The organism is Burkholderia sp. BCC1972 (assembly GCF_905339605.1).
Classification (GTDB): domain Bacteria; phylum Pseudomonadota; class Gammaproteobacteria; order Burkholderiales; family Burkholderiaceae; genus Burkholderia.
In genome coordinates this window covers 23,288-43,259 of the sequence record NZ_CAJPGH010000004.1, presented here as the reverse complement: position 1 = coordinate 43,259, position 19,972 = coordinate 23,288, and the positions used below count along the sequence as shown (strand labels likewise).

The following is a 19,972-nucleotide window of genomic DNA, read 5'->3' as shown; positions in this document are numbered from 1 at the left end:
GCAGGCATGACGACGGCGAACCGCAAGAAGATCCTGCTCAACGCGTTCAACATGAACTGCGTCGGGCACATCAACCACGGGCTGTGGACGCATCCGCGCGACCGCTCCGCGCACTACACCGATCTCGACTACTGGGCCGATCTCGCGAAGACGCTCGAACGCGGCAAGTTCGACGGGATCTTTCTCGCGGATATCGTCGGCGTGTACGACGTGTTCGGCGGCGGCCCCGACGCGGCGCTGCGCGAATCGGTGCAGGTGCCCGTCAACGATCCGCTGCTGCTCGTGCCCGCGATGGCGCAGGTCACGCGGCATCTCGGCTTCGGCGTGACCGCGAACCTGACCTACGAGCCGCCTTACCTGTTCGCGCGCCGCATGTCGACGCTCGATCATCTGACGAAAGGGCGCGTGGGCTGGAACATCGTGACCGGCTACCTCGACAGCGCCGCGCGCGGCATGGGCCTCGCGCAGCAGATCGGCCACGACGACCGCTACGAGCGCGCGGACGACTACATGGACGTCGTCTACAAGCTGTGGGAACAGAGCTGGGACGACGACGCGGTGATCCGCGACGCGCAGGCGCGCGTGTTCGCGCAGCCGGGCAAGGTGCGGCGCGTAAAGCACGACGGGCCGTTCTATTCGATCGACGCGATCCACCTGAGCGAGCCGTCGCTGCAGCGCACGCCGGTGCTGTACCAGGCCGGCTCGTCCGCGCGTGGTGTCGAGTTCGCGGGCCGTCACGCGGAATGCGTGTTCGTGAACGGGCAAAGCAAGGCCGCCGCGCGTGCGGCGACGCTCGACATCCGCGCGGCTGCCGCGCGGCAGGGACGCGACCCGGCATCGATCAAGATCTTTGCCGGCGTGAGCGTCGTGACGGCCGAGACCGAACTGCTCGCACGCGAAAAGTTCGACGAATATCGGCGCTATGCGAGCCCCGAAGCCGGCCTCGCGCATTTCGCGAGCTCGACCGGCATCGACTTCGCGCAGTACGGCCTCGACGAACCGATCTCGTACGTGAAGACCGATTCGATCCAGTCGGCCGTCGACGCGATCTCGCGCAAGAGCACGACCGGCACGTGGACCGTGCGCCGGATGCTCGAACAGATGTCGCTCGGCGGCCGCTATGCGCCGATCGTCGGCTCGCCGTCGCAGGTCGCGGACGAGCTGCAGTCGTGGATCGACGAGACCGGCATCGACGGCTTCAACCTGACGCGCACCGTGATGCCCGAGTCGTTCGAGGATTTCGTCGACTGGGTCGTGCCCGAGCTGCAGAACCGCGGCGTCTACAAGGAAGACTACGATCCCGCGCCGACGCTGCGCGAGAAGCTGTTCGGCGCGGGCCCGCGCCTGCCTGCGTGGCACACCGGCGCGCAGCACCGGCCGGCCGCCGTATCCGAACCCGCGCATCCCGCGCATGCCTGACCCTGACGGAGCGAAGCGATGACGCAATTGTTCGAGACGCTGGGTTTCATCGAGCCGTCGGCCGTGCGGGCCGGCGCCGTTGCGACGGCACATGAAGAAGCGGGTGCGTCGGCCGCCGGCGGCGCCGCCGTGTCGCTGGAGCAGGTCGGCAAGGTATTCGCGACGCCGCGCGGCCAGGCTGCCGCGCTGCGCGACGTGACGCTCGACGTGCGGCGCGGCGAGGTGTTCGGGATCATCGGCCGCAGCGGCGCGGGGAAGTCGACGCTGCTGCGGCTCGTGAACGGGCTGGAGCGGCCGAGCTCGGGCCGCGTGCGCGTGCAGGGCGTCGACGTCGGCGCGCTCGACGAGGACGGTCTCGTCGCGCTGCGCCGCCGTACCGGCATGGTGTTCCAGCATTTCAACCTGCTGTCCGCGAAGACGGTGTTCGAGAACGTCGCGCTGCCGCTGAAGATCGCCGGCGTGCCGAAGGCCGAGCGCGTGCGCAAGGTCGAGGCGCTGCTCGACCTCGTCGGGCTCGCCGCGAAGCGCGACGCGTATCCGGCGAGCCTGTCGGGCGGGCAGAAGCAGCGCGTCGGCATCGCCCGCGCGCTGGTGCACGATCCCGAGGTGCTGCTGTGCGACGAAGCGACGTCGGCGCTCGATCCCGAGACGACGCAATCGATCCTCGCGCTGCTCGCCGACATCAACCGCCGCCTCGGGCTGACGATCGTGCTGATCACGCACGAGATGGAAGTGATCCGAGCGGTGTGCGACACCGTCGCGGTCATCGAACAGGGTGAGGTCGTCGAAACGGGCCCCGTGTGGCGTGTGTTCGGCGATCCGCGCCACGGCGCGACGCGCGCGCTGCTCAGCACGCTGCAGCACGACCTGCCGGCAGAACTGGCCGCACGCGTGCAGCCGCTGCCCGAGCAGGCCGCGCTGCCCGCCGGCGCGCAGGTCGTGCTCGACGTCCGCTATACGGGCGAGAGCGGCGGCGAGCCGGATGTCGGCGCGCTCGCGGCAGCGCTCGGCGGATCCGTGCGGTTCCTGCACGGCGGGATCGAACGCATTCAAGGTCATGCACAGGGGCGGCTCGTGATCGCCGCGACGCCGCGTGCGGAAGACGCCGACCCGTCGGCGCCACGTGGCGGCGCAGTTGCCGCGCTGCTCGAACGCGCGCGCCGCCACGCGAATCACGCGGAGGTGCTCGGCTATGTTTGAACTCTGGTGGCCCGAACTGCTCGACGCGATCCGCGACACGCTGTCGATGGTCGCCGCGTCGGCCGCGATCGCCGCACTGCTCGGCATCCCGCTCGCGGTGATCCTCGTGACGACCGCACCGGGCGGCATCTATGCGCGGCGCGGCGTGAACGCGGTGCTCGGTGCGCTCGTCAACGTGTTCCGTTCGACGCCGTTCATCATCCTGCTCGTCGCGCTGCTGCCGTTCACGCGCGTGCTGATCGGCACGACGATCGGCGTGTGGGCGGCCGTCGTGCCGCTGTCGATCGCCGCGATCCCGTTCTTCGCGCGGATCGCCGAAGTGAGCCTGCGCGAAGTCGATCGCGGGTTGATCGAGGCCGCGCTCGCGATGGGCGCGAAGCGCCGCCACATCGTGTGGCACGTGCTGTTGCCGGAGGCGCTGCCCGGCATGCTCGGCGGCTTCACGATCACCGTCGTCGCGCTGATCGGCTCGACCGCGATGGCGGGCGCCGTCGGCGCGGGCGGGCTCGGCGATCTCGCGATCCGCTACGGCTATCAACGTTTCGACACTACCGTCATGGCGACCGTGATCGTGATCCTGATCGCGCTCGTCTCGGCCGTGCAAATCACGGGCGACCGCCTGGTCCGACGTGTGACCCGGCGTACCTGAGCGACGCCACAAGCGTCCGCTCGCTTCATTCACGATTCTGAGAGAACCAAAAACATGACCTTGCCCATCGGCGCGCCGCGCGAATGGAACGGACAATTCGAGGAAGCGCTGTTTCTCGACGTGGCGCGACGCCATCGTCCGGACTTCCCCGACAAGGTGGCGACGCCGCCGCGCGAGCCGCGCAATGACGACGAACTGGCCGCCGTCGCCGACTACTACACGAAGATGGCGTCGCACGACCTGTTCATCGTGCAGGTCGTCGCGAAGGCGATCGACACGCTGTTCCGCGACGATCCGCATTTCCAGCTGATCCTGTCGCGCCAGCTCGGCGACGACGGCGCGCACGCGGTGATCGGCCGCGAACGCGTGACCGAGCTGACGGGGCGCGATCCGCTGCCGGAGGTCGACCGGCTCGTCGCCGCGCATTGGGCCCGTATCGGCGACATCGCGGTGCGCGACGTCGCGGGCTTTCTCGCGTTCGAATGGCATTACGAGCTGCACATCCTCGCGAAGCTGTGGATCCAGCGCAAGACCGGCCGCATCGGCGACGGCGCGATGCGCGAGCACGGCGAGAACCGGATCCGGCCGGACGAGGAGTGGCATCGCGTGCAGATCGTCCAGTGGTGGTTCGACACGCTGAAAGCGCTGCCGGCCCCCGAGCGCGACGCGCTGATCGATCGCGTGATCGCGGCCGACGAGGAAATGCAGGCGCGGCTCGACGGCTATCTGCACGACGAGTACGCGCATACCGCGCTGGTGTTCGGCGCGGATATCGCCGAATATCGTGCGATCTACGACGACTGGCGGCGCGAGATCCTGTCGCGGCTGACCGGCCGTCCGCTCGGCGCGCTGGTGCCGCTGTCGGGTGCAACCGTTGAACAGGAAGCCATTGCATGAACGATCCACGCGGCCCGGCGACGCTGGCGCCGGATACCGATGCACCGGCCGTCGACCGCGAGGCGCTGGCGCGCGCGATCGACGCGCTGCGCGTGACGGCCGCCGCGCGCGACCGCGCGGGCGGCCACGCGGCGCAGGAGAAGCAGTGGCTCGCCGACGCGGGCCTGCTGACGCTCGCGGTGCCGCGCGCGTTCGGCGGGCAGGAAGCCGCGTGGCCCGCGATCTACGACGCGATCCGGCAGGTCGCGCGCGTCGACAGCGCGCTCGCGCATCTCGTCGGGTTCCAGTGCCTGCAGGTCGTGAGCGTCGACGTGTGGGGCAGCGCCGCGCAGCGTGAACGCTATCTGCGCGGCACGGTCGACGAGCGCTGGTGGTGGGGCAATGCGGTGAATCCCCTCGATACGCGGCTCGTGGCGACGGCCACGCCCGACGGCGGCTATCGGCTCGACGGCGTGAAAGGCTTCTGTTCGGGCACGCGCGGGTCGCAGCGGATGACGGTGTCCGCGCACGATCCGGCAATCGGCCGCACCGTCTTCGGCGTCGTGCCGACCGATCGCGCGGGAATCACGGTCAACGACGACTGGGATCCGGTCGGCCAGCGCCAGACCGACAGCGGCAGCGTGCGCTTCGACGGCGTGACGCTCGCGGCGGACGAGGTGCTGCACCGTTCCGAGGCGCCGCCGACGCCGCGCGCGACGCTGCGCACGCTCGTGTCGCAGCTCGTGCTGACGAACCTGTTCGTCGGGCTGGCGGAAGGCGCGCTGGCCGAGGCGCGCGATTACGTGCGGCAGCATGGCCGCCCGTGGATCCACTCGGACGTCGAGCGGGCCGAGGACGATCCGTACACGCTGCAGCGCTTCGGCGACATGCGCGTGCGTGCGGTTGCCGCGGCGGCCTTGGCCGATCGCGCGGCCGATGCATTGCAGCGCGCGTGGGTGCGGCAGGATGCGCTGACGGCCGACGAACGCGCGGAAGTCGCGCTGGCGGTATCGGAAGCGAAGATCGTCGCGCAGCGCGCGGCGCTCGACAACGGCGAGGCGCTGTTCGATGTGTGCGGTGCGCGCGCGACGGCTGCGTCGCTCGGCCTCGACCGCTTCTGGCGGAATGCGCGCACGCATACGCTGCACGATCCGCTCGACTATCGGCTGCGCGATGTCGGCCGGTTCGCGCTGACCGGTGAACTGCCGCCGGCGTCGCTCTATACGTAAGGGAGCGTGCGCGCCGTCACTGTGATTGATCGCCGGGAGGCGGGCCTTCCGGTGCGCCGGTGGCGACCGCGGGCCTGCTGGCCAGCGGCGTGACACCGTCCGTCCCGGCGCGCTTGTACGACGCCAGTTCGTCCGAATAGCGCGCCGTCCGTACGCCGTTCGCGTCGTAGTACTCCTCGACCGACTTGACCCAGCGGCCCACGGCCGGCACGTACCAGAACGCCTTGTAGGTCTTGCCGGTCTGTTCCGCCGTCCCGTTGTTGCGGCTTTGCATCACGATCGTCGAACCGCCCGCGTTGCGGGACACGCCCGACGTGATCGACTGTCCCGGCGCGGCCTGCGCCTTCCACGTGCCTTCGGCCTCGATCTTGATCGCATCGAACTTGCCGCCCGTCACCGTGACGGTGTCGGGGCCGACGACCTTGTAATGCGTGTCGTACGCTTCCGACGCATGCTGCGGATTCGGGTGCGCTTCGCTGTACCTGATCTCCCAGGTCTTGCCGGCCGTCAGCGGAAACGCCAGCGGGCGGTTCACGACGGTTTCGGTGCCGTTGACGCTGCGCGAACGGCTCCAGTCCGAGTCGACGATCATTTCGCGCGGCGCCTGCGTCGTGCCGCTTTGCTGCGTTTCGACATAGATGTGGTCGGACGTGGTGCGCTGCACGGAAATCTGGTCGCGCGTCTGGCGCCAGCCGTTCGGGCCGATTTCGACGGTATTGATGTAGGTCCAGGTATCGCCCGGCTTCAGTGCCGGGGCCGCGATCGATTGCGCGAGCGCGATGCCCGGCAGCATCGCGCAGAGTGACAACACGGCAAGGTTGTTCTTTTTCATGGTCGGGTGTGGGTAGCCATCGGTCTCGCCGGCGAGCTTATCAAGCACACCTTTCATTCGGCATGACATGCGCGGTGCTGCCGCCGCCTTCGGCTCGCGTCGAACCGGAGCGCTGGAGGCATCGTGAATCGCAACTCGCCGCATACGACCTGCTGGACGCCTGAAATGATATGTTATATCGTTGCGATACAATATATCATTCCCACTTCGACGTCCTCTTCCGGAATCGCCCGATGCGTACCGCACTCCAACCGCCCACGCGGCTTCCCGTGACCGTCCTGTCCGGCTTCCTCGGCGCGGGCAAGACGACGCTGCTCAACCACATCCTCAACAATCGCGAGGGCCGGCGCGTCGCGGTCATCGTCAACGACATGTCCGAGGTCAACATCGATGCGGCGCTCGTGCGCGACGGCGGCGCGGGCTTGTCGCGCACCGACGAGAAACTGGTCGAGATGAGCAACGGCTGCATCTGCTGCACGCTGCGCGAGGATTTGCTGATCGAGGTCGACCGGCTCGCGCGCGAAGGGCGCTTCGACCAGCTCGTGATCGAGTCGACCGGTATTTCGGAGCCGCTGCCGGTGGCCGAGACGTTCACGTTCGAAGGCGAGGACGGCCGCAGCCTCGGCGAAGTCGCGCGGCTCGACACGATGGTGACGGTGGTCGACGCATTCAATTTCCTGCGCGACTACGCGTCGCGCGACAGCCTGCAGTCGCGCGGCGAATCGATGGGCGACGAGGATGCACGCACGGTCGTCGATCTGCTGATCGACCAGATCGAGTTCTGCGACGTGATCGTGATCAACAAGATCGACCTGGTCGACGCCGGCGCGCGCGAGCGGCTGGTCGCGCTGCTGCGCGGGCTGAACCCGCGTGCGCGGATCGAGATCGCCGAGTTCGGCAAGGTGCCGCTCGAGCGCGTGCTCGACACCGGGCTGTTCGATTTCGACGCGGCGTCGCGCGCGCCGGGCTGGCTGCAGGAGATGCGCGGCACGCATACGCCGGAGACCGACGAATACGGGATCCGCAGCTTCGTCTACCGCGCGCGGCGGCCGTTCCATCCTCAGCGCTTCTTCGCGCTCGTCGAAAGCGAATGGCCGGGCGTCGTCCGCTCGAAGGGGTTCTTCTGGCTGGCCACGCATCCGACCGTCGCCGGGTCGTGGTCGCAGGCCGGCGCGGTCGCGCGGCACGGGCCGGCCGGCCACTGGTGGGCGGCCGTGCCGCCCGAGCGCTGGCCGCAGGACGCCGAAGCCGTCGCGCAGATCCGCGCGCGCTGGGACGAGCACGTCGGCGACGCACGCCAGGAACTCGTGCTGATCGGCATGGACATGGACGAGCCCGCGCTGCGCGCGCGCTTCGACGCGTGCCTGCTGACCGACGCCGAGATGGCCACCGGCCCCGAACACTGGACCACGTGGGACAACCCGTTTAGCGACTGGTCCTGACCTGAACGCGCGCTTCCTGCATCGATCCGGATGGAGAAGGCGCTCCACCGGATGCCGAGCATGAATGCAGCCCTTCCCGATGTTTCCCTGACCGATGTCGCGCCGGGCCGCCGCCCGCTCGAATGGGTCGGCATGCAGGGCATCGACCTGCCCGTGACGGTGGTCGAACCCGGCTGCCGGCGCGACGTGCATGCGCGCGCCGACGTGCAGGTCGATCTGCCTGCGCCGCACGTGAAAGGCATCCACATGTCGCGGCTGTACGGGCTGCTCGACCGGCTCGCGGATGGCGAGGCGCTGTCGCCGGCCGGCCTGCGGCGCGTGCTGCGCGCGATGGTCGACAGCCACCGCGACTGCGACACGCGCAGCGCGCGCGTGCGGCTGCGTTTTGACCTGCTGGCCCGTCGCACGGCGCTCGTGACCGAGGGGCTGGCCGGGTGGAAGGCCTATCCGGTTCAGGTCGATGCGAGGCTGGCGGGCGAAGCGTTCGAGCTGCGCGCGCAGGTGACGGTTGCCTATTCGTCGACGTGTCCGTGCTCGGCCGCGTTGTCGCGACATTGGGTCGAACAGGCATTCCTGACGGCGTTCGGCCGCGCGGATCGCGTGGAGGCGGCGGCGGTTGCCGCGTGGTTGAAGCAGCATGCGACGGCGGCCACGCCGCACAGCCAGCGCAGCGAAGCCGTCGCCAGCGTGGCGCTGCCCGCCGATGGCGCGGCGCTGGGGCTGATCGACCTGATCGATCGCGTCGAGCACGCGCTCGGCACGCCGGTGCAGACGGCTGTCAAGCGCGCGGACGAACAGGCGTTCGCGGTGCTGAACGGCGAAAACCTGATGTTCGTCGAGGATGCGGCGCGCCGCGTGCAGGCCGCGCTGGAACGTCATCACGCGAGCCCGCGCATTCACGTGCGCCATCTGGAGAGCCTGCACCCGCACGATGCGGTGGCCTGGGCCGCGCCGGTTCCGGAAGGTGCGGACGCATGCTGATCCGCAAGCTGTTCCGGTTCGAGAATGCGCACGTCGTGCGTGGTTGCAGCACGCGGCGCTGCTCGCATTCGATCCACGGCCATTCGTACCGCATCGAGCTGCTGCTCGAAGCGCATGCGCTGGATCGCGGGCAGATGATCTACGACTTCGGGTTGCTCAAGGGCGACGTGCGCGACCTGATCGACGCGTTCGACCATGCGGTGACGCTGTGGTCGGACGACGATCCACGCTACGTCGAGAGCATGCGCCGCCATTCCGAGCGCTGGGTGCTGCTGCCCGTTTCGCCGAGCGCCGAACAGTTCTCGCGCGTGTTCTTTCGTCTCGTCGACGCGGCGCTGTCGTGCACCCGCATGTCGAACGGCGAAGCCGACGTGCGGCTGCATTCGGTCATCGTGCACGAGACCGAGACCGGCTACGCGCAGTGCTTTCGCGACGATGCCTTCAATCCGCGCATGGGCCGCATCGACCTCGATGCGATCGTGTTCGCGCCGGCCATCGCCGCGCAGTGGCGCGATCCGGGCCTGTTCGAGCGGCTCAAGCGCGGCCACCTCCTTGCCAAGCAGGAATCCTCATGATCAGAAAGAACCCGCGCGGTGACCTGCCGCGGATTCATCCGAACGCGTTCGTCGACCCGACCGCCATCCTGTGCGGGCTCGTGATCGTCGAGGAGAACGTGTTCATCGGCCCTTACGCGGTGATCCGCGCCGACGAAACGGATGCCGACGGCCAGATCGCACCGATCGTGATCGGCGCGCATTCGAACATCCAGGACGGTGTGGTGATCCATTCGAAGTCGGGCGCGAGCGTGACGATCGGCCGGCATACGTCGATCGCGCATCGCGCGATCGTCCACGGACCGTGCAAGGTCGGCGACGGCGTGTTCGTCGGGTTCAACAGCGTGCTGTTCAACTGCACGATCGACGACGGTTGCGTGGTGCGGTACAACGCGGTCGTCGACGGCTGTCACCTGCCGCCGGGCTTCTACGTGCGTTCGACCGAGCGCATCGGGCCGGAAACCGACCTCGCCGCGTTGCCGCAGGTCACGGCCGACGCGAGCGATTTCTCCGAGGACGTCGCGCGCACGAACAATGCGCTGGTGCTCGGCTACAAGCATATCCAGAACGAGTTCTGAGTCATGGGCGAGCGGCTGCGACGTGAAGCCACCGACGTGCCGACGCGCCGCCACGTCGACCTGCTCGTGCAGGGCGGCACGGTGATGACGCCCAACGGCGCCGAACGGATCGACGTCGCGTGCGCGGAGGGCCGCGTGGTCGCGCTGGGCGCGTTGCACGGCACCTGGAGCGCCGACGTCGTGCTCGATGCACGCGGGTTGCATGTGCTGCCGGGCGTGGTCGACAGCCAGGTGCATTTCCGCGAGCCGGGGCTGACGCACAAGGAAACGATCGAGGCCGGCACGCGCGGCGCGGTGCTCGGCGGCGTCACGACGATCTTCGAGATGCCCAATACGCATCCGTTGACGCTGAGCGGGCAGGATCTGCAGGCGAAGCTGGATCTCGCGCACGGCCGTGCGTGGTGCGACTACGCGTTCTTCATCGGCGGCTCCGCCGTGAATGCTGAACGGCTGCCGGCGCTCGAGCGCCTGCCCGGCTGCGCGGGCGTGAAGGTGTTCATGGGGAGTTCGTTCGGCGATCTGCTGGCCGACGACGAAACCGTGTTGCGGCGGATCCTGCGCAACGGGCGGCGGCGCATGGCCGTGCATGCGGAGGACGAGGCGCGGCTGCGCGCACGCAAGGCGATCGTGGAAGCGAGCGGCGACGTGCGCGACCATCCGCGCTGGCGCGACGAGGAAAGTGCGCTGATCGCGACGCGGCGCATCGTCGGGCTGGCTGCCGAGACGGGCCGCCGGCTGCACGTGCTGCATGTGTCCACGGCGGCCGAAATGGCGTTTCTTGCGCAGCATCGGCGGCGCGTGACGGTCGAGGTCACGCCGCATCACCTGAGCCTGCATGCGCCCGATTGCTACCAGCGGCTCGGCACGTTCGCGCAGATGAATCCGCCCGTGCGCGACCGGCATCACCGGGATGCGTTGTGGCAGGCCGTGCGCGATGGCGTGGTCGACGTGATCGGCAGCGATCATGCGCCGCATACGCGTGACGAAAAGCGCCGCCCCTATCCGCAGTCGCCGAGCGGGATGACCGGCGTGCAGACGCTGCTGCCGCTGCTGCTCGACCACGTGCATGCGGGCCGCCTGAGCCTGGAGCGGCTGGTCGACCTGACCAGCGCCGGGCCGGCGCGCATTTTCGGCATCGAAGGGAAGGGGCGCATCGCGCTGGGCCACGACGCCGATTTCAGCATCGTCGACCTGCGCGCGCGGCGGGTCATCCGCGACGAATGGATCGCGAGCGTGAGCGGCTGGACGCCGTACGACGGATGCGCGGTCACGGGCTGGCCCGTGCATACGGTCGTGCGCGGGCAGGTCGTCGTGCGTGACGAGGCGCTGAGTGGACAGCCGGCAGGAGAGGCCGTGACGTTTCTGGACACCTAGATCGGCAGGCGCACCGTCTGCTTGATGCGCTTCAGCGGAATCTCGGTCTCGACGTTGCGGACGCCTTCGATCTGCGTGAGCGTTTCCATCTGGAAGCGCTGGTAGTCGTCGAGATCTTTCGCGATCACGCGCAGCAGGTAGTCGTAGCTGCCGGCCATCAGGTGGCACTCGAGCACTTCGGGCGCCTGTTCCATCTCGCGCGCGAAGCGTTCGACCGTCGTCTTGTCCTGGCGCTCCAGCGTGACGCGCACGAACGCGGTGAAGCGCAGGTCGACGGCGGCGGGATTCAACAGCGCGACATAGGCGTCGATCACGCCCTGTTCCTCGAGCAGATGCACGCGGCGCAGGCACGGCGTGGGCGACAGGCCGGCCTGTTGCGCGAGTTCGGCATTCGTCTGGTTCGAATTTCGTTGCAACGCACGCAGAATACGCCGGTCGATCGCGTCCAGTTTGGTTGACATTTTTGACTACCAGAAACGTGAATACTAGAGAATATCTCCAAATCGTGTACCTGAAGTAGCCGAATACGCATCCAATCTCCACGGAAGGGCGCCGATAATCTGACGACCGGCCGGACGATTCTCGTGCGCCGGCCGTCCCCTTCAGGAGCTTCCCCATGTCGCATCTGTCCTGGCTACCGTTCATCGCAACGTCGCTTCTGATCATCGTCACGCCGGGCCAGGACATGGTCCTCGTGATGTCGCGCACGCTGTCCGGCGGCACGCGCGCGGGCCTCGTGACCGCCGCGGGCGTCAGCGTCGGGCTGCTCGTGCATACGCTGCTCGCGACGCTCGGCCTGGGCGCACTTCTTCAGGCGTCCGAATGGCTGTTCACGGCGCTGAAGGTGATCGGCGCGCTTTACCTGCTGTACCTCGGCATCACGCTGTTGCGCTCGTCGGGCGAACTGACGCTCGCGAGCAGCAGCGGCGCGCAGGTGTCGCGGCTTCGCACGTTCGCGCAAGGCGCGCTGTCGAACGTGTCGAATCCGAAGGTCGCGCTTTTCTATCTGGCGTTCCTGCCGCAATTCGTGCCGGCGGGCGCCGCGCATCCGATGCTGTCGCTGTTCGTGCTGGGCGCGACGTTCGCCGGACTGACGTTTCTCGTCAAGGGGCCGGTCGCGTTGTTCGCGGGCCTGCTGTCGGCATCGATCCGCCGCAATCCGCGCATCCTGACGCGCATGCATCGCGTCAGCGGGGTGGTCCTGCTGGGGCTCGGCGTGAAGCTGGCGCTCGAACGCCGCTGATCGCGGCCGCGGCGCCGGCGCGCCTGCGGGCTTCATTCCACCGGCAACGCGTCCGCCAGCGCCCGCATCGCCTCCACCGTCTCCGGGTTCGCCGGAAAGAACGCCTCGATCGCGAGTTCCGACAGCGTCACGTCGACCGGTGTGCCGAATACCGTCGTCGTACTGAAGAACGTCAGCTCGCCGGTCGCCGTGCGTAGCCGCAGCGGCACCGCGATATCCGCGAAGTCGGCGCGCGCCGGCGCGTCGTCGGGCTGGCCGGCCGGCGCCGGATAGGCGGCGAGTTCGTCGCGCAGCGCATGCAGCGTGCGGTCGCCGCTCGCATCGATCTGCCGCTGCAGCCGATGCAGGATGTGCGCACGCCATTCATGCCAGTTGACGATCTGCGACGCGAGGCCGTCGGGATGCAGGCTGAGCCGCAGCACGTTGACGGGCGGCTGCAGCAGCGCGGGATCGGCCTGCGCGACCAGCGCGCCGAGCATCCGGTTCGCGGCGAGCAGCGTCCAGTGGCGGTCCACCGCGAGCGCCGGGTACGGCTCGTGGCCGCGCAGCACGGCTTCGACCGCATGGCGCGCGGCATCCAGTTGCGGGTCCGAAAACGGCCGTTCGCGAAACAGCGGCGCGAAGCCGGCCGCGACGAGCAGCGCATTGCGTTCGCGCAGCGGCACGTCGAGGCGTTCGGCGAGATGCAGCACCATCTCGCGGCTCGGCTGCGCGCGGCCCGATTCGACGAAGCTGAGGTGGCGCGCGGACACTTCCGCATCGAGCGCGAGCGCCATCTGGCTCAGGCGCCGGCGTTGCCGCCACGTGCGCAGCAGCGGGCCGATGCCGGACGCGCGGCCGGCGGACGGGGAGGGCGAATGGAACGTAGCGGTCGGGTTCATGGAGCAGATGATAGGCAATCCCGCGCCGCTTCGGCATTACCTGCGAGGTAAGCGCCGCGCCCCGCGCCGGTGGCGCGCGGCCGCTGCGTTACCATAGCCCCCGTGCCACCTGAGAGGCGGTGCCGGACCCGCGACGACAACGCATGGGCCGGTTGCCGCGCACATTCACAACAAGGCATTCCAGGGGAATCCAACAATGAAAAAACTTGCCGTCCGGCTCGCCTGCGTGGCGACGCTCGCACTCGCCGCGACCAGCGGCCACGCGCAGACCGAAGCTGCGCAGGTGGAAATGAGGGCCGCCGCCGCGGCCGCCAACGAAGCGGTCGTGAAGGGGCCGACCGACATCGACGTGAAACACGAAGCCGTGCTGAAGCTGAAGGCCGGCGAGTCGTTCGTGCCGGCCGCCGAAGCCGGCCGCTACCTGCGCTCGATGGGCAACTCGATCGACGAATCGAAACTGGTCGGCCTCGTGCTGCCCGACGATCCCGACGCCGACTGGATTTCCGTCGTGTCGTTCGAGCCGAGCGGCTATATCCGCGACGACGACGCGAAGGACTGGAAGCCCGACGAACTGCTGAAAAGCCTGCAAGCGGGCACCGAGGAAGACAACCCGGCGCGCAAGGAGCGCGGCCTGCCGGAAACCGAGGTGGTCGGCTGGGCGAAGGCGCCCGCGTACGACGCGGCCACGCACCGGCTCGTGTGGTCCGCGATCATCCGCGACAAGGGCGCGGCGCCGAACGCCGGGAACGACGGCGTGAACTACCGGACGCTCGTGCTGGGCCGCGACGGCTACCTGTCGCTGACGATGGCGTCGACGCTCGCCGACCTGCCGAAATACAAGGCATCGGCCGACGACCTGCTGTCGAACATCAGCTTCAACGACGGCAAGCGCTACGCCGATTTCAACAAGTCGACCGACCACGTCGCCGAGTACGGCCTCGCGGCGCTGATCGTCGGCGTCGGCGCGAAGAAGCTCGGCCTGCTCGCGCTGATCGGCGCGTTCGCGGTGAAGTTCTTCAAGATCGGCGCGGTCGCGCTCTTGGCCGGCGGCGCGGCGCTGAAACGCTTCTTCGGGCGCAAGCCGAAGGCGGCCGCGGTGCCGGTCGTCGCGGAGGCGTCCGATGCAGCCGCCACGGAGCGCAAGGAATGACGAAGCTGTTGCTGCTGATCTTCGGCGGCCTGAAGCTCGGCAAGGTGCTCGTGTCGGCGGGCACCATGCTCGCGTCGATCGCGGTCTACGCGCTGTTCTACGGCTGGCGCTTCGCGGCCGGCTTCGTCGCGCTGCTGCTGGTGCACGAAGCCGGCCACTACCTGGCCGCGCAGCGGCGCGGGCTCGACGTCGGGCTGCCGACCTTCATCCCGTTCGTCGGCGCGTGGATCCAGCTGAAGGAGATGCCGCACGACGCGGAAACCGAGGCGTACGTCGGGCTCGCCGGGCCGTTCGTCGGCACGCTCGGCGCGCTGGCCTGCTACGCGGCTGCACGCCACTACGACAGCAACCTGCTGCTCGCGCTGTCGTACACGGGCTTCTTCCTCAATCTGTTCAACATGATTCCGCTGTCGCCGTTCGACGGCGGGCGGATCACCGCGGTGCTGTCGCCGCGCATCTGGTTCGCGGGCGTGCCCGTGCTGATCGCGCTGTTCGTGTATCGCCCGAGCCCGCTGCTGATCGTGATGGCGATCCTCGCGCTGCCGCAGTTGAAGCGCGCGTGGCGCTACGATCCCGACGCGCCGGAGAACCGCGTGTATTACGCGACGTCGATCGAGACGAAGACGACGTACGCGCTCTGCTACGTCGGCCTGCTCGCGTTTCTCGCGCTGATGACGTCCGGCGTGCACGACATGCTGCGCGTCGCGCATGCGTCGAGCTGATGCAAAAGCGGCGGCCGCTGTTACGCGGCCGCCGTTTTTTAGCGTGAACCTCACGCGTCGCGATGACGCAATTCGACGCGCTTGATGTCCTTCACGATCACGAGATAGCTGAACACGGTGACGAGCGCGTTCAGCCCGACGAACACGAGCGCGCCGTTGAACGAGCCGCTCGCGCCGACGAGGTAGCCGATCGCGATCGGCGCGACGATGCCGGCCGTGTTGCCGAACATGTTGAACAGGCTGCCCGACAGGCCGATCGCTTCCTTCGGCGCGGTGTCCGCGACGACGGCCCAGCCGAGCGAGCCGATTCCCTTGCCGAAGAACGACACGGCCATCAGCACGATCACCAGCGCTTCGCTGTCGACGTAGTTGCAGCCGATGATCGCCATCGACAGCGCCATCCCGCCGACGATCGGAATCTTGCGTGCGAGCGTCAGCGACACGCCGCGACGGATCAGCGCGTCCGACAGCATCCCGCCGAGCACGCCGCCGAGGAACCCGCAGATCGCGGGCAGCGACGTCATGAAACCGGCCTTCAGCAGCGACATCCCGCGCGCCTGCACGAGGTAGATCGGAAACCACGTGAGGAAGAAGTACGTGAGCACGTTCACGCAGTACTGGCCGAGGTACACGCCGATCAGCATCCGGTTCGACAGCAGCTGGCGCACGTAGTACCAGCCGGCCACGCGGCTGCCTTCCGCGCGCGTGCCGTCGGCGCCGCGTGACCCGGTCGGCCGGCCCGTCGACCGCACGAGGCCGCCGCCCTGTTCGATATGGTCGAGTTCCGCGCGGTTCACGGCCGGATGGTCGGCCGGGTCCTTCATGACGCGCAGCCACAGGAACGCGAGCGCGATGCCGGCCAGGCCGAGCCACAGGTACACCTGGTGCCAGCCGTACGCATGCGTGAGCCACGCCATCAGCGGCGAGAACACGACGGCCGCGAAGTACTGCGCGGCGTTGAAGATCGCCGACGCGGTGCCGCGCTCGGCGGTCGGGAACCAGCTTGCGACGACTTTCGCATTGGCGGGGAACGCGGGCGCCTCGGCGATGCCGACCGCGAAGCGCATCGCGAACAGCGCGGCGACCGCGAACGCGGCGCTGCCGCCGAGGCCGATCGTGCTCTGCAGCAGCGTGAACGCGGACCACAGGAAGATGCTCGCCGCATACACGCGCCGCGCGCCGAAGCGGTCGAGCAGCCAGCCGCTCGGCAGCTGCGCGAGCACGTACGCCCAGCTGAACGCCGAGAAGATGTAGCCCATCGTCACCGGGTCGATGCCGAACGCCTTGCGGATCGGCATGCCGGTGATCGACAGCGTCGCGCGGTCCGCATAGTTGAGCGTCGTGACGACGAACAGCATCGCCAGGATCCAGTAGCGCACGGCGGTCCGGCGCGCGGTGCGCGCGAGATCGAGCGGAAGATCGCGAGGGGAAGTCTGATTGTTCACTTTAAATGTATGTCGTCGTATGACATGCCCGAGAGTTTATTGAGGATGGCCGAATTCAGAAACCTCGGGTTTTCCCTTTGTAAATCATCGTCACAGTGTGGGAATGTCGCGATTTTCTGGCCGGGCAACGCTTTCGGAGGTATCGTCGGCGCCTTCGCAGGCGGCGAGAGTGATACGATGATGTCGGCAGACATCGTATCTGTTGAGCTACAATGAGCAATTCATTCCCGAACCACGGAGCAACCCCATGCAACTGACAGGAGAGATGCTGATCGGCGCCGAAGCGGTGGCCGGCTCGGCCGGCACCTTGCACGCGTTCGACCCGACGAAGGGTGCGCCGATCGACGCGCCGGCGTTCGGCATCGCGACGCAGGCCGACGTCGAACGCGCGTGCGAACTCGCACGCGACGCGTTCGATGCGTACCGCACGCAGCCGCTCGCGGCCCGCGCGGCGTTTCTCGAAGCGATCGCCGATGAAATCGTCGCGCTCGGCGATGCGCTGATCGAGCGCGCGCACGCCGAGACGGGCCTGCCCGCCGCACGGCTGCAGGGCGAGCGCGCCCGCACCGTCGGCCAGCTCCGGCTGTTCGCGCGCGTCGTGCGCGACGGGCGCTTCCTCGCCGCGTCGATCGATCCCGCGCAGCCCGCGCGCACGCCGCTGCCGCGTTCGGACCTGCGTTTGCAGAAAGTCGCGCTCGGGCCCGTCGTCGTGTTCGGCGCGAGCAACTTCCCGCTCGCGTTCTCGGTGGCCGGCGGCGATACGGCGTCGGCACTCGCGGCCGGCTGTCCGGTGATCGTGAAGGCGCACGAAGCGCACCTCGGCACGTCCGAGCTGGTCGGCCGCGCGATCCGCGCCGCCGTCGCGAAATCCGGCATGCCGGCCGGCGTGTTCTCGCTGCTGGTCGGTCCCGGCCGCGTGATCGGCGCGCCGCTGGTCGGCCATCCGGCAGTCCAGGCCGTCGGCTTCACCGGTTCGCGCCAGGGCGGCATGGCGCTCGTGCAGATCGCGAACGCGCGCCCGCAGCCGATTCCCGTCTACGCGGAAATGAGCAGCATCAACCCGGTCGTGCTGTTCCCGGCCGCGCTTGCCGCGCGCGGCGACGCGATCGCGACGGGCTTCGTCGATTCGCTGACGCTCGGCGTCGGCCAGTTCTGTACGAACCCGGGTCTCGTGCTCGCGATCGACGGCCCCGATCTCGATCGCTTCGAAACCGTCGCCGCGCAGGCGCTCGCGAAGAAGCCGGCCGGCGTGATGCTCACGCCCGGCATTGCCGATGCGTACCGCAACGGCCGCGGCAAGCTGGCCGAACTGCCGGGCGTGCGCGAAATCGGCGCGGGCGAGGCCGCGCAGACCGACTGCCAGGCCGGCGGCGCGCTGTACGAAGTCGGCGCGCAGGCGTTCCTGGCCGAGCCGGCGTTCAGTCACGAGGTGTTCGGGCCGGCGTCGCTGATCGTGCGCTGCCGCGATCTCGACGAAGTCGCGCGCGTGCTCGACGCGCTCGAAGGCCAGTTGACGGCCACGCTGCAGATGGATGCCGACGACAAGCCGCTCGCGCGCCGGCTGTTGCCGGTCCTCGAACGCAAGGCCGGGCGCCTGCTCGTCAACGGTTACCCGACCGGCGTCGAGGTGTGCGATGCGATGGTGCACGGCGGGCCGTTCCCCGCGACGTCGAACCCGGCCGTCACGTCGGTCGGCGCGACGGCGATCGAGCGTTTCCTGCGGCCCGTGTGCTACCAGGACTTCCCGGACGACCTGCTGCCGGAGGGGTTGCAGGAAGGCAATCCGCTGGCGATTCCGCGTCTGCGGGACGGGAAGGCGGAATGACGGCGCGTGGCCGTTGAAGGCAGCGTCCCGCGAGGGACGCGTTCCGGCACGTTGAAACAAGGCGGCGGTGCCTGAGGGCACCGCCGCCTTGTTTTATTCAGCGCGGGCTTCCGTGCTGGTTGTGCCCGGTCAATGAGCAGGGTGGGCGACGAGTTGCAAACGCTCCGCTGCAGCCAGCAGGCGACGGTCGCGCGTCCACAGCTTGGTGCCGTCGGTCAGCCTGGCCGAGGCAAGCAGGTGGGCATCGACGTAACCGATGCCGAGCCCGTGAAGCGGTACGACGTCGATCATGCGCTGGACTTCGTCGTCGGTCGCTGGGGTTGCGGCGGGAAGGTCGCGCAGCGCATCCAGTACGGTCTGGCGATTGCGCATGCTGCCGAGCGCGAGTTCACCGACGATGAACGGATGGATCAACACTCGCTCAGCTTCCAGCAATGTTGTGAGCGCTGCGTCGCCGGCCCGCAAGTGGTCGATCCAGACTGACGTGTCGACAAGAATCATGCGGGCTCCGACGGGCGGCGCGGAACCGATTCAAGGTCGGGCTCGGTACCGCCGAGGCGAGCAAGTCGCCGCGCGCTTTCGCGGGCGATCAATGCGCGCAGCGCTTCTCTCACGAGCGCCGATTTTTCGGTGACGCCCGTCAATTGCTGCGCTTTGGCGAGCAGCGCGTCGTCGAGGGACAAGGTGGTGCGCATGTGCGGCTCCCGAGAAATTCCATGCATCAATTATGGCATCAAACGGTGCTTATGTTGATGCTCTGCCGAGGCGAGGCGAGGTCGGCTTTCCTGTCTCCCGATTTTCTCCTACAGTAGCGATGCCTCGGGCCGCCCGGCCCGCAGGCGAGCCTGAGAGACCGACAAAAGACAACGAGGGAACCTTCCAATGAACATCAACAAGCGTGGCGATCACCTGTTCGCGGCCGGATTGTGGAAAGCGATCGGCGACGTCGCGAAATCCGTGCGCACCCAGGTCGGCCAATACAGCGAAGGACGCGTGCTCGCGAACGCGCTGCAGGAATTCCAGCACGACCTCGGCGGCAGCGAATTCGACGTGACGATCAACCAGGGGCGCCTCGTCACGGGCGCCGACGCGCATTCGCTCGTGTTCGGGCAGGCCGTGCGCCGCTTCCGGCAGGACATGGAAGCGCTGGTGTTCGCGCTTCAGTACCGGCGCAGCATCGACGAACGCGACCCGAACCTGCGCACCGAAGCGCTGATGCAGGCGAACAGCCAGCTCGCGACCGCGAAGCAGTCGGCGACGATCACGGTCGGCCGGTTCTTCGATGCGGTCGTCGACCGCGACGTGCTCGGGCAGATCCTCGACGGCGAATCGAATACGCGCGCCCGCTCGGGTGCGCAGGGCCAGATCGAGGCGACGCGGGTGAAGCTGGGGAACGTGCGCTACCGGATCGTCGGGATCATCGCGCAGATGTGACGGCGACGGCATGCATCGCGGCGGATGCGTGCGTCATTGCCGAACAGAATGGCAAGGCAACACACAGAGATGATCGCGGCCGGCGCGTGCCGGCCGCGAGGCAGGACTGCCGGCCGCGGCGCCGATGAGGGCCCGCGT

General features: G+C 68.4%; 21 protein-coding genes. 15 read left to right on the top strand and 6 right to left on the bottom strand.

Annotated features, from left to right (window positions below; all coding sequences use genetic code 11):
• Positions 1 to 6 precede the first annotated feature (6 nt).
• From U5798_RS07790 to U5798_RS07770, 5 genes are read left to right on the top strand one after another with little or no spacing between them, the layout of a single operon-like run.
• Positions 7 to 1,419 carry an LLM class flavin-dependent oxidoreductase gene (locus U5798_RS07790; RefSeq protein ID WP_322081715.1) on the top strand — a complete coding sequence of 471 codons (1,413 nt, stop codon included), beginning with the start codon at positions 7 to 9 and terminating at the stop codon, positions 1,417 to 1,419.
• Between the two features lie 18 nt (positions 1,420 to 1,437).
• On the top strand, positions 1,438 to 2,619 hold the full coding sequence (locus U5798_RS07785; protein ID WP_322081714.1) for a methionine ABC transporter ATP-binding protein: 1,182 nt from the start codon (positions 1,438 to 1,440) through the stop codon (positions 2,617 to 2,619).
• The gene (locus U5798_RS07780) at positions 2,612 to 3,268 is read left to right on the top strand and encodes a methionine ABC transporter permease (protein WP_034187801.1); all 657 of its coding nucleotides are present in this window, start codon (positions 2,612 to 2,614) and stop codon (positions 3,266 to 3,268) included. The genes U5798_RS07785 and U5798_RS07780 overlap by 8 nt, the downstream gene beginning before the upstream one ends.
• A gap of 54 nt (positions 3,269 to 3,322) precedes the next feature.
• A complete protein-coding gene (locus tag U5798_RS07775) occupies positions 3,323 to 4,165 on the top strand; it encodes a hypothetical protein (RefSeq protein WP_322081713.1) in 843 nt (280 codons plus the stop codon).
• The gene (locus tag U5798_RS07770; protein WP_322081712.1) at positions 4,162 to 5,373 is read left to right on the top strand and encodes an acyl-CoA dehydrogenase family protein; all 1,212 of its coding nucleotides are present in this window, start codon (positions 4,162 to 4,164) and stop codon (positions 5,371 to 5,373) included. The genes U5798_RS07775 and U5798_RS07770 overlap by 4 nt, the downstream gene beginning before the upstream one ends.
• Before the next feature lie 16 nt (positions 5,374 to 5,389).
• Here U5798_RS07770 and U5798_RS07765 read toward each other — a convergent pair whose 3' ends face one another.
• Positions 5,390 to 6,205 carry a hypothetical protein gene (locus tag U5798_RS07765; protein WP_124455573.1) on the bottom strand — a complete coding sequence of 272 codons (816 nt, stop codon included), beginning with the start codon at positions 6,203 to 6,205 and terminating at the stop codon, positions 5,390 to 5,392.
• Positions 6,206 to 6,438: 233 nt separating this feature from the next.
• Here U5798_RS07765 and zigA point away from each other — a divergent pair, with 233 nt between their 5' ends.
• From zigA to U5798_RS07740, 5 genes are read left to right on the top strand one after another with little or no spacing between them, the layout of a single operon-like run.
• Positions 6,439 to 7,647, top strand: a complete 1,209-nt coding sequence (zigA, locus tag U5798_RS07760; RefSeq protein WP_185658238.1) for a zinc metallochaperone GTPase ZigA — start codon at positions 6,439 to 6,441, stop codon at positions 7,645 to 7,647.
• 60 nt (positions 7,648 to 7,707) lie between these two features.
• Positions 7,708 to 8,628, top strand: coding sequence for a GTP cyclohydrolase FolE2 (gene folE2 / locus U5798_RS07755; RefSeq protein WP_322081711.1), 921 nt, complete (start codon positions 7,708 to 7,710; stop codon positions 8,626 to 8,628).
• A complete protein-coding gene (locus U5798_RS07750; protein ID WP_124455576.1) occupies positions 8,622 to 9,203 on the top strand; it encodes a 6-pyruvoyl trahydropterin synthase family protein in 582 nt (193 codons plus the stop codon). Before folE2 ends, U5798_RS07750 begins: the two co-directional genes overlap by 7 nt.
• Positions 9,200 to 9,760 (top strand): carbonate dehydratase, encoded by a 561-nt coding sequence (locus U5798_RS07745; protein ID WP_322081710.1) that lies wholly within the window; start codon positions 9,200 to 9,202, stop codon positions 9,758 to 9,760. Before U5798_RS07750 ends, U5798_RS07745 begins: the two co-directional genes overlap by 4 nt.
• 3 nt (positions 9,761 to 9,763) lie before the next feature.
• Positions 9,764 to 11,134 carry a dihydroorotase gene (locus U5798_RS07740; protein WP_322081709.1) on the top strand — a complete coding sequence of 457 codons (1,371 nt, stop codon included), beginning with the start codon at positions 9,764 to 9,766 and terminating at the stop codon, positions 11,132 to 11,134.
• Here the strand turns inward: U5798_RS07740 and U5798_RS07735 are convergent.
• Positions 11,131 to 11,595, bottom strand: a complete 465-nt coding sequence (locus U5798_RS07735; protein WP_322081708.1) for an Lrp/AsnC family transcriptional regulator — start codon at positions 11,593 to 11,595, stop codon at positions 11,131 to 11,133. The two genes, U5798_RS07740 and U5798_RS07735, sit on opposite strands and share 4 nt — an antisense overlap.
• A gap of 155 nt (positions 11,596 to 11,750) precedes the next feature.
• On the opposite strand from U5798_RS07735, the gene U5798_RS07730 reads away from it, so the two are divergent.
• A complete protein-coding gene (locus U5798_RS07730) occupies positions 11,751 to 12,377 on the top strand; it encodes a LysE family translocator (RefSeq protein WP_124455580.1) in 627 nt (208 codons plus the stop codon).
• 32 nt (positions 12,378 to 12,409) lie between these two features.
• Here U5798_RS07730 and U5798_RS07725 read toward each other — a convergent pair whose 3' ends face one another.
• Positions 12,410 to 13,258, bottom strand: coding sequence for a helix-turn-helix transcriptional regulator (locus tag U5798_RS07725; RefSeq protein WP_322081707.1), 849 nt, complete (start codon positions 13,256 to 13,258; stop codon positions 12,410 to 12,412).
• A gap of 196 nt (positions 13,259 to 13,454) precedes the next feature.
• Between U5798_RS07725 and U5798_RS07720 the strand changes: the two genes are divergently transcribed.
• Complete coding sequence (locus tag U5798_RS07720; RefSeq protein WP_322081706.1) at positions 13,455 to 14,408, top strand: DUF2167 domain-containing protein; 954 nt, start codon at positions 13,455 to 13,457, stop codon at positions 14,406 to 14,408.
• Positions 14,405 to 15,130, top strand: a complete 726-nt coding sequence (locus U5798_RS07715) for a site-2 protease family protein (RefSeq protein ID WP_124455583.1) — start codon at positions 14,405 to 14,407, stop codon at positions 15,128 to 15,130. Before U5798_RS07720 ends, U5798_RS07715 begins: the two co-directional genes overlap by 4 nt.
• A 50-nt stretch (positions 15,131 to 15,180) precedes the next feature.
• Here the strand turns inward: U5798_RS07715 and U5798_RS07710 are convergent, their stop codons facing one another.
• Positions 15,181 to 16,575, bottom strand: a complete 1,395-nt coding sequence (locus U5798_RS07710) for an MFS transporter (protein ID WP_322081705.1) — start codon at positions 16,573 to 16,575, stop codon at positions 15,181 to 15,183.
• A gap of 247 nt (positions 16,576 to 16,822) precedes the next feature.
• Between U5798_RS07710 and U5798_RS07705 the strand changes: the two genes are divergently transcribed.
• The gene (locus U5798_RS07705; protein ID WP_322081704.1) at positions 16,823 to 18,400 is read left to right on the top strand and encodes an aldehyde dehydrogenase (NADP(+)); all 1,578 of its coding nucleotides are present in this window, start codon (positions 16,823 to 16,825) and stop codon (positions 18,398 to 18,400) included.
• A gap of 129 nt (positions 18,401 to 18,529) precedes the next feature.
• Here U5798_RS07705 and U5798_RS07700 read toward each other — a convergent pair whose 3' ends face one another.
• Together U5798_RS07700 and U5798_RS07695 are read right to left on the bottom strand one after the other, a co-directional pair.
• Entirely contained in the window at positions 18,530 to 18,901 is a 372-nt protein-coding gene (locus U5798_RS07700; protein WP_322081703.1) for a type II toxin-antitoxin system VapC family toxin, read from the bottom strand.
• Positions 18,898 to 19,095, bottom strand: coding sequence for a type II toxin-antitoxin system VapB family antitoxin (locus U5798_RS07695; protein WP_006752328.1), 198 nt, complete (start codon positions 19,093 to 19,095; stop codon positions 18,898 to 18,900). Before U5798_RS07695 ends, U5798_RS07700 begins: the two co-directional genes overlap by 4 nt.
• Before the next feature lie 187 nt (positions 19,096 to 19,282).
• Here U5798_RS07695 and U5798_RS07690 point away from each other — a divergent pair, with 187 nt between their 5' ends.
• Positions 19,283 to 19,834 carry a hypothetical protein gene (locus U5798_RS07690; RefSeq protein WP_124455587.1) on the top strand — a complete coding sequence of 184 codons (552 nt, stop codon included), beginning with the start codon at positions 19,283 to 19,285 and terminating at the stop codon, positions 19,832 to 19,834.
• Positions 19,835 to 19,972: the final 138 nt, after the last annotated feature.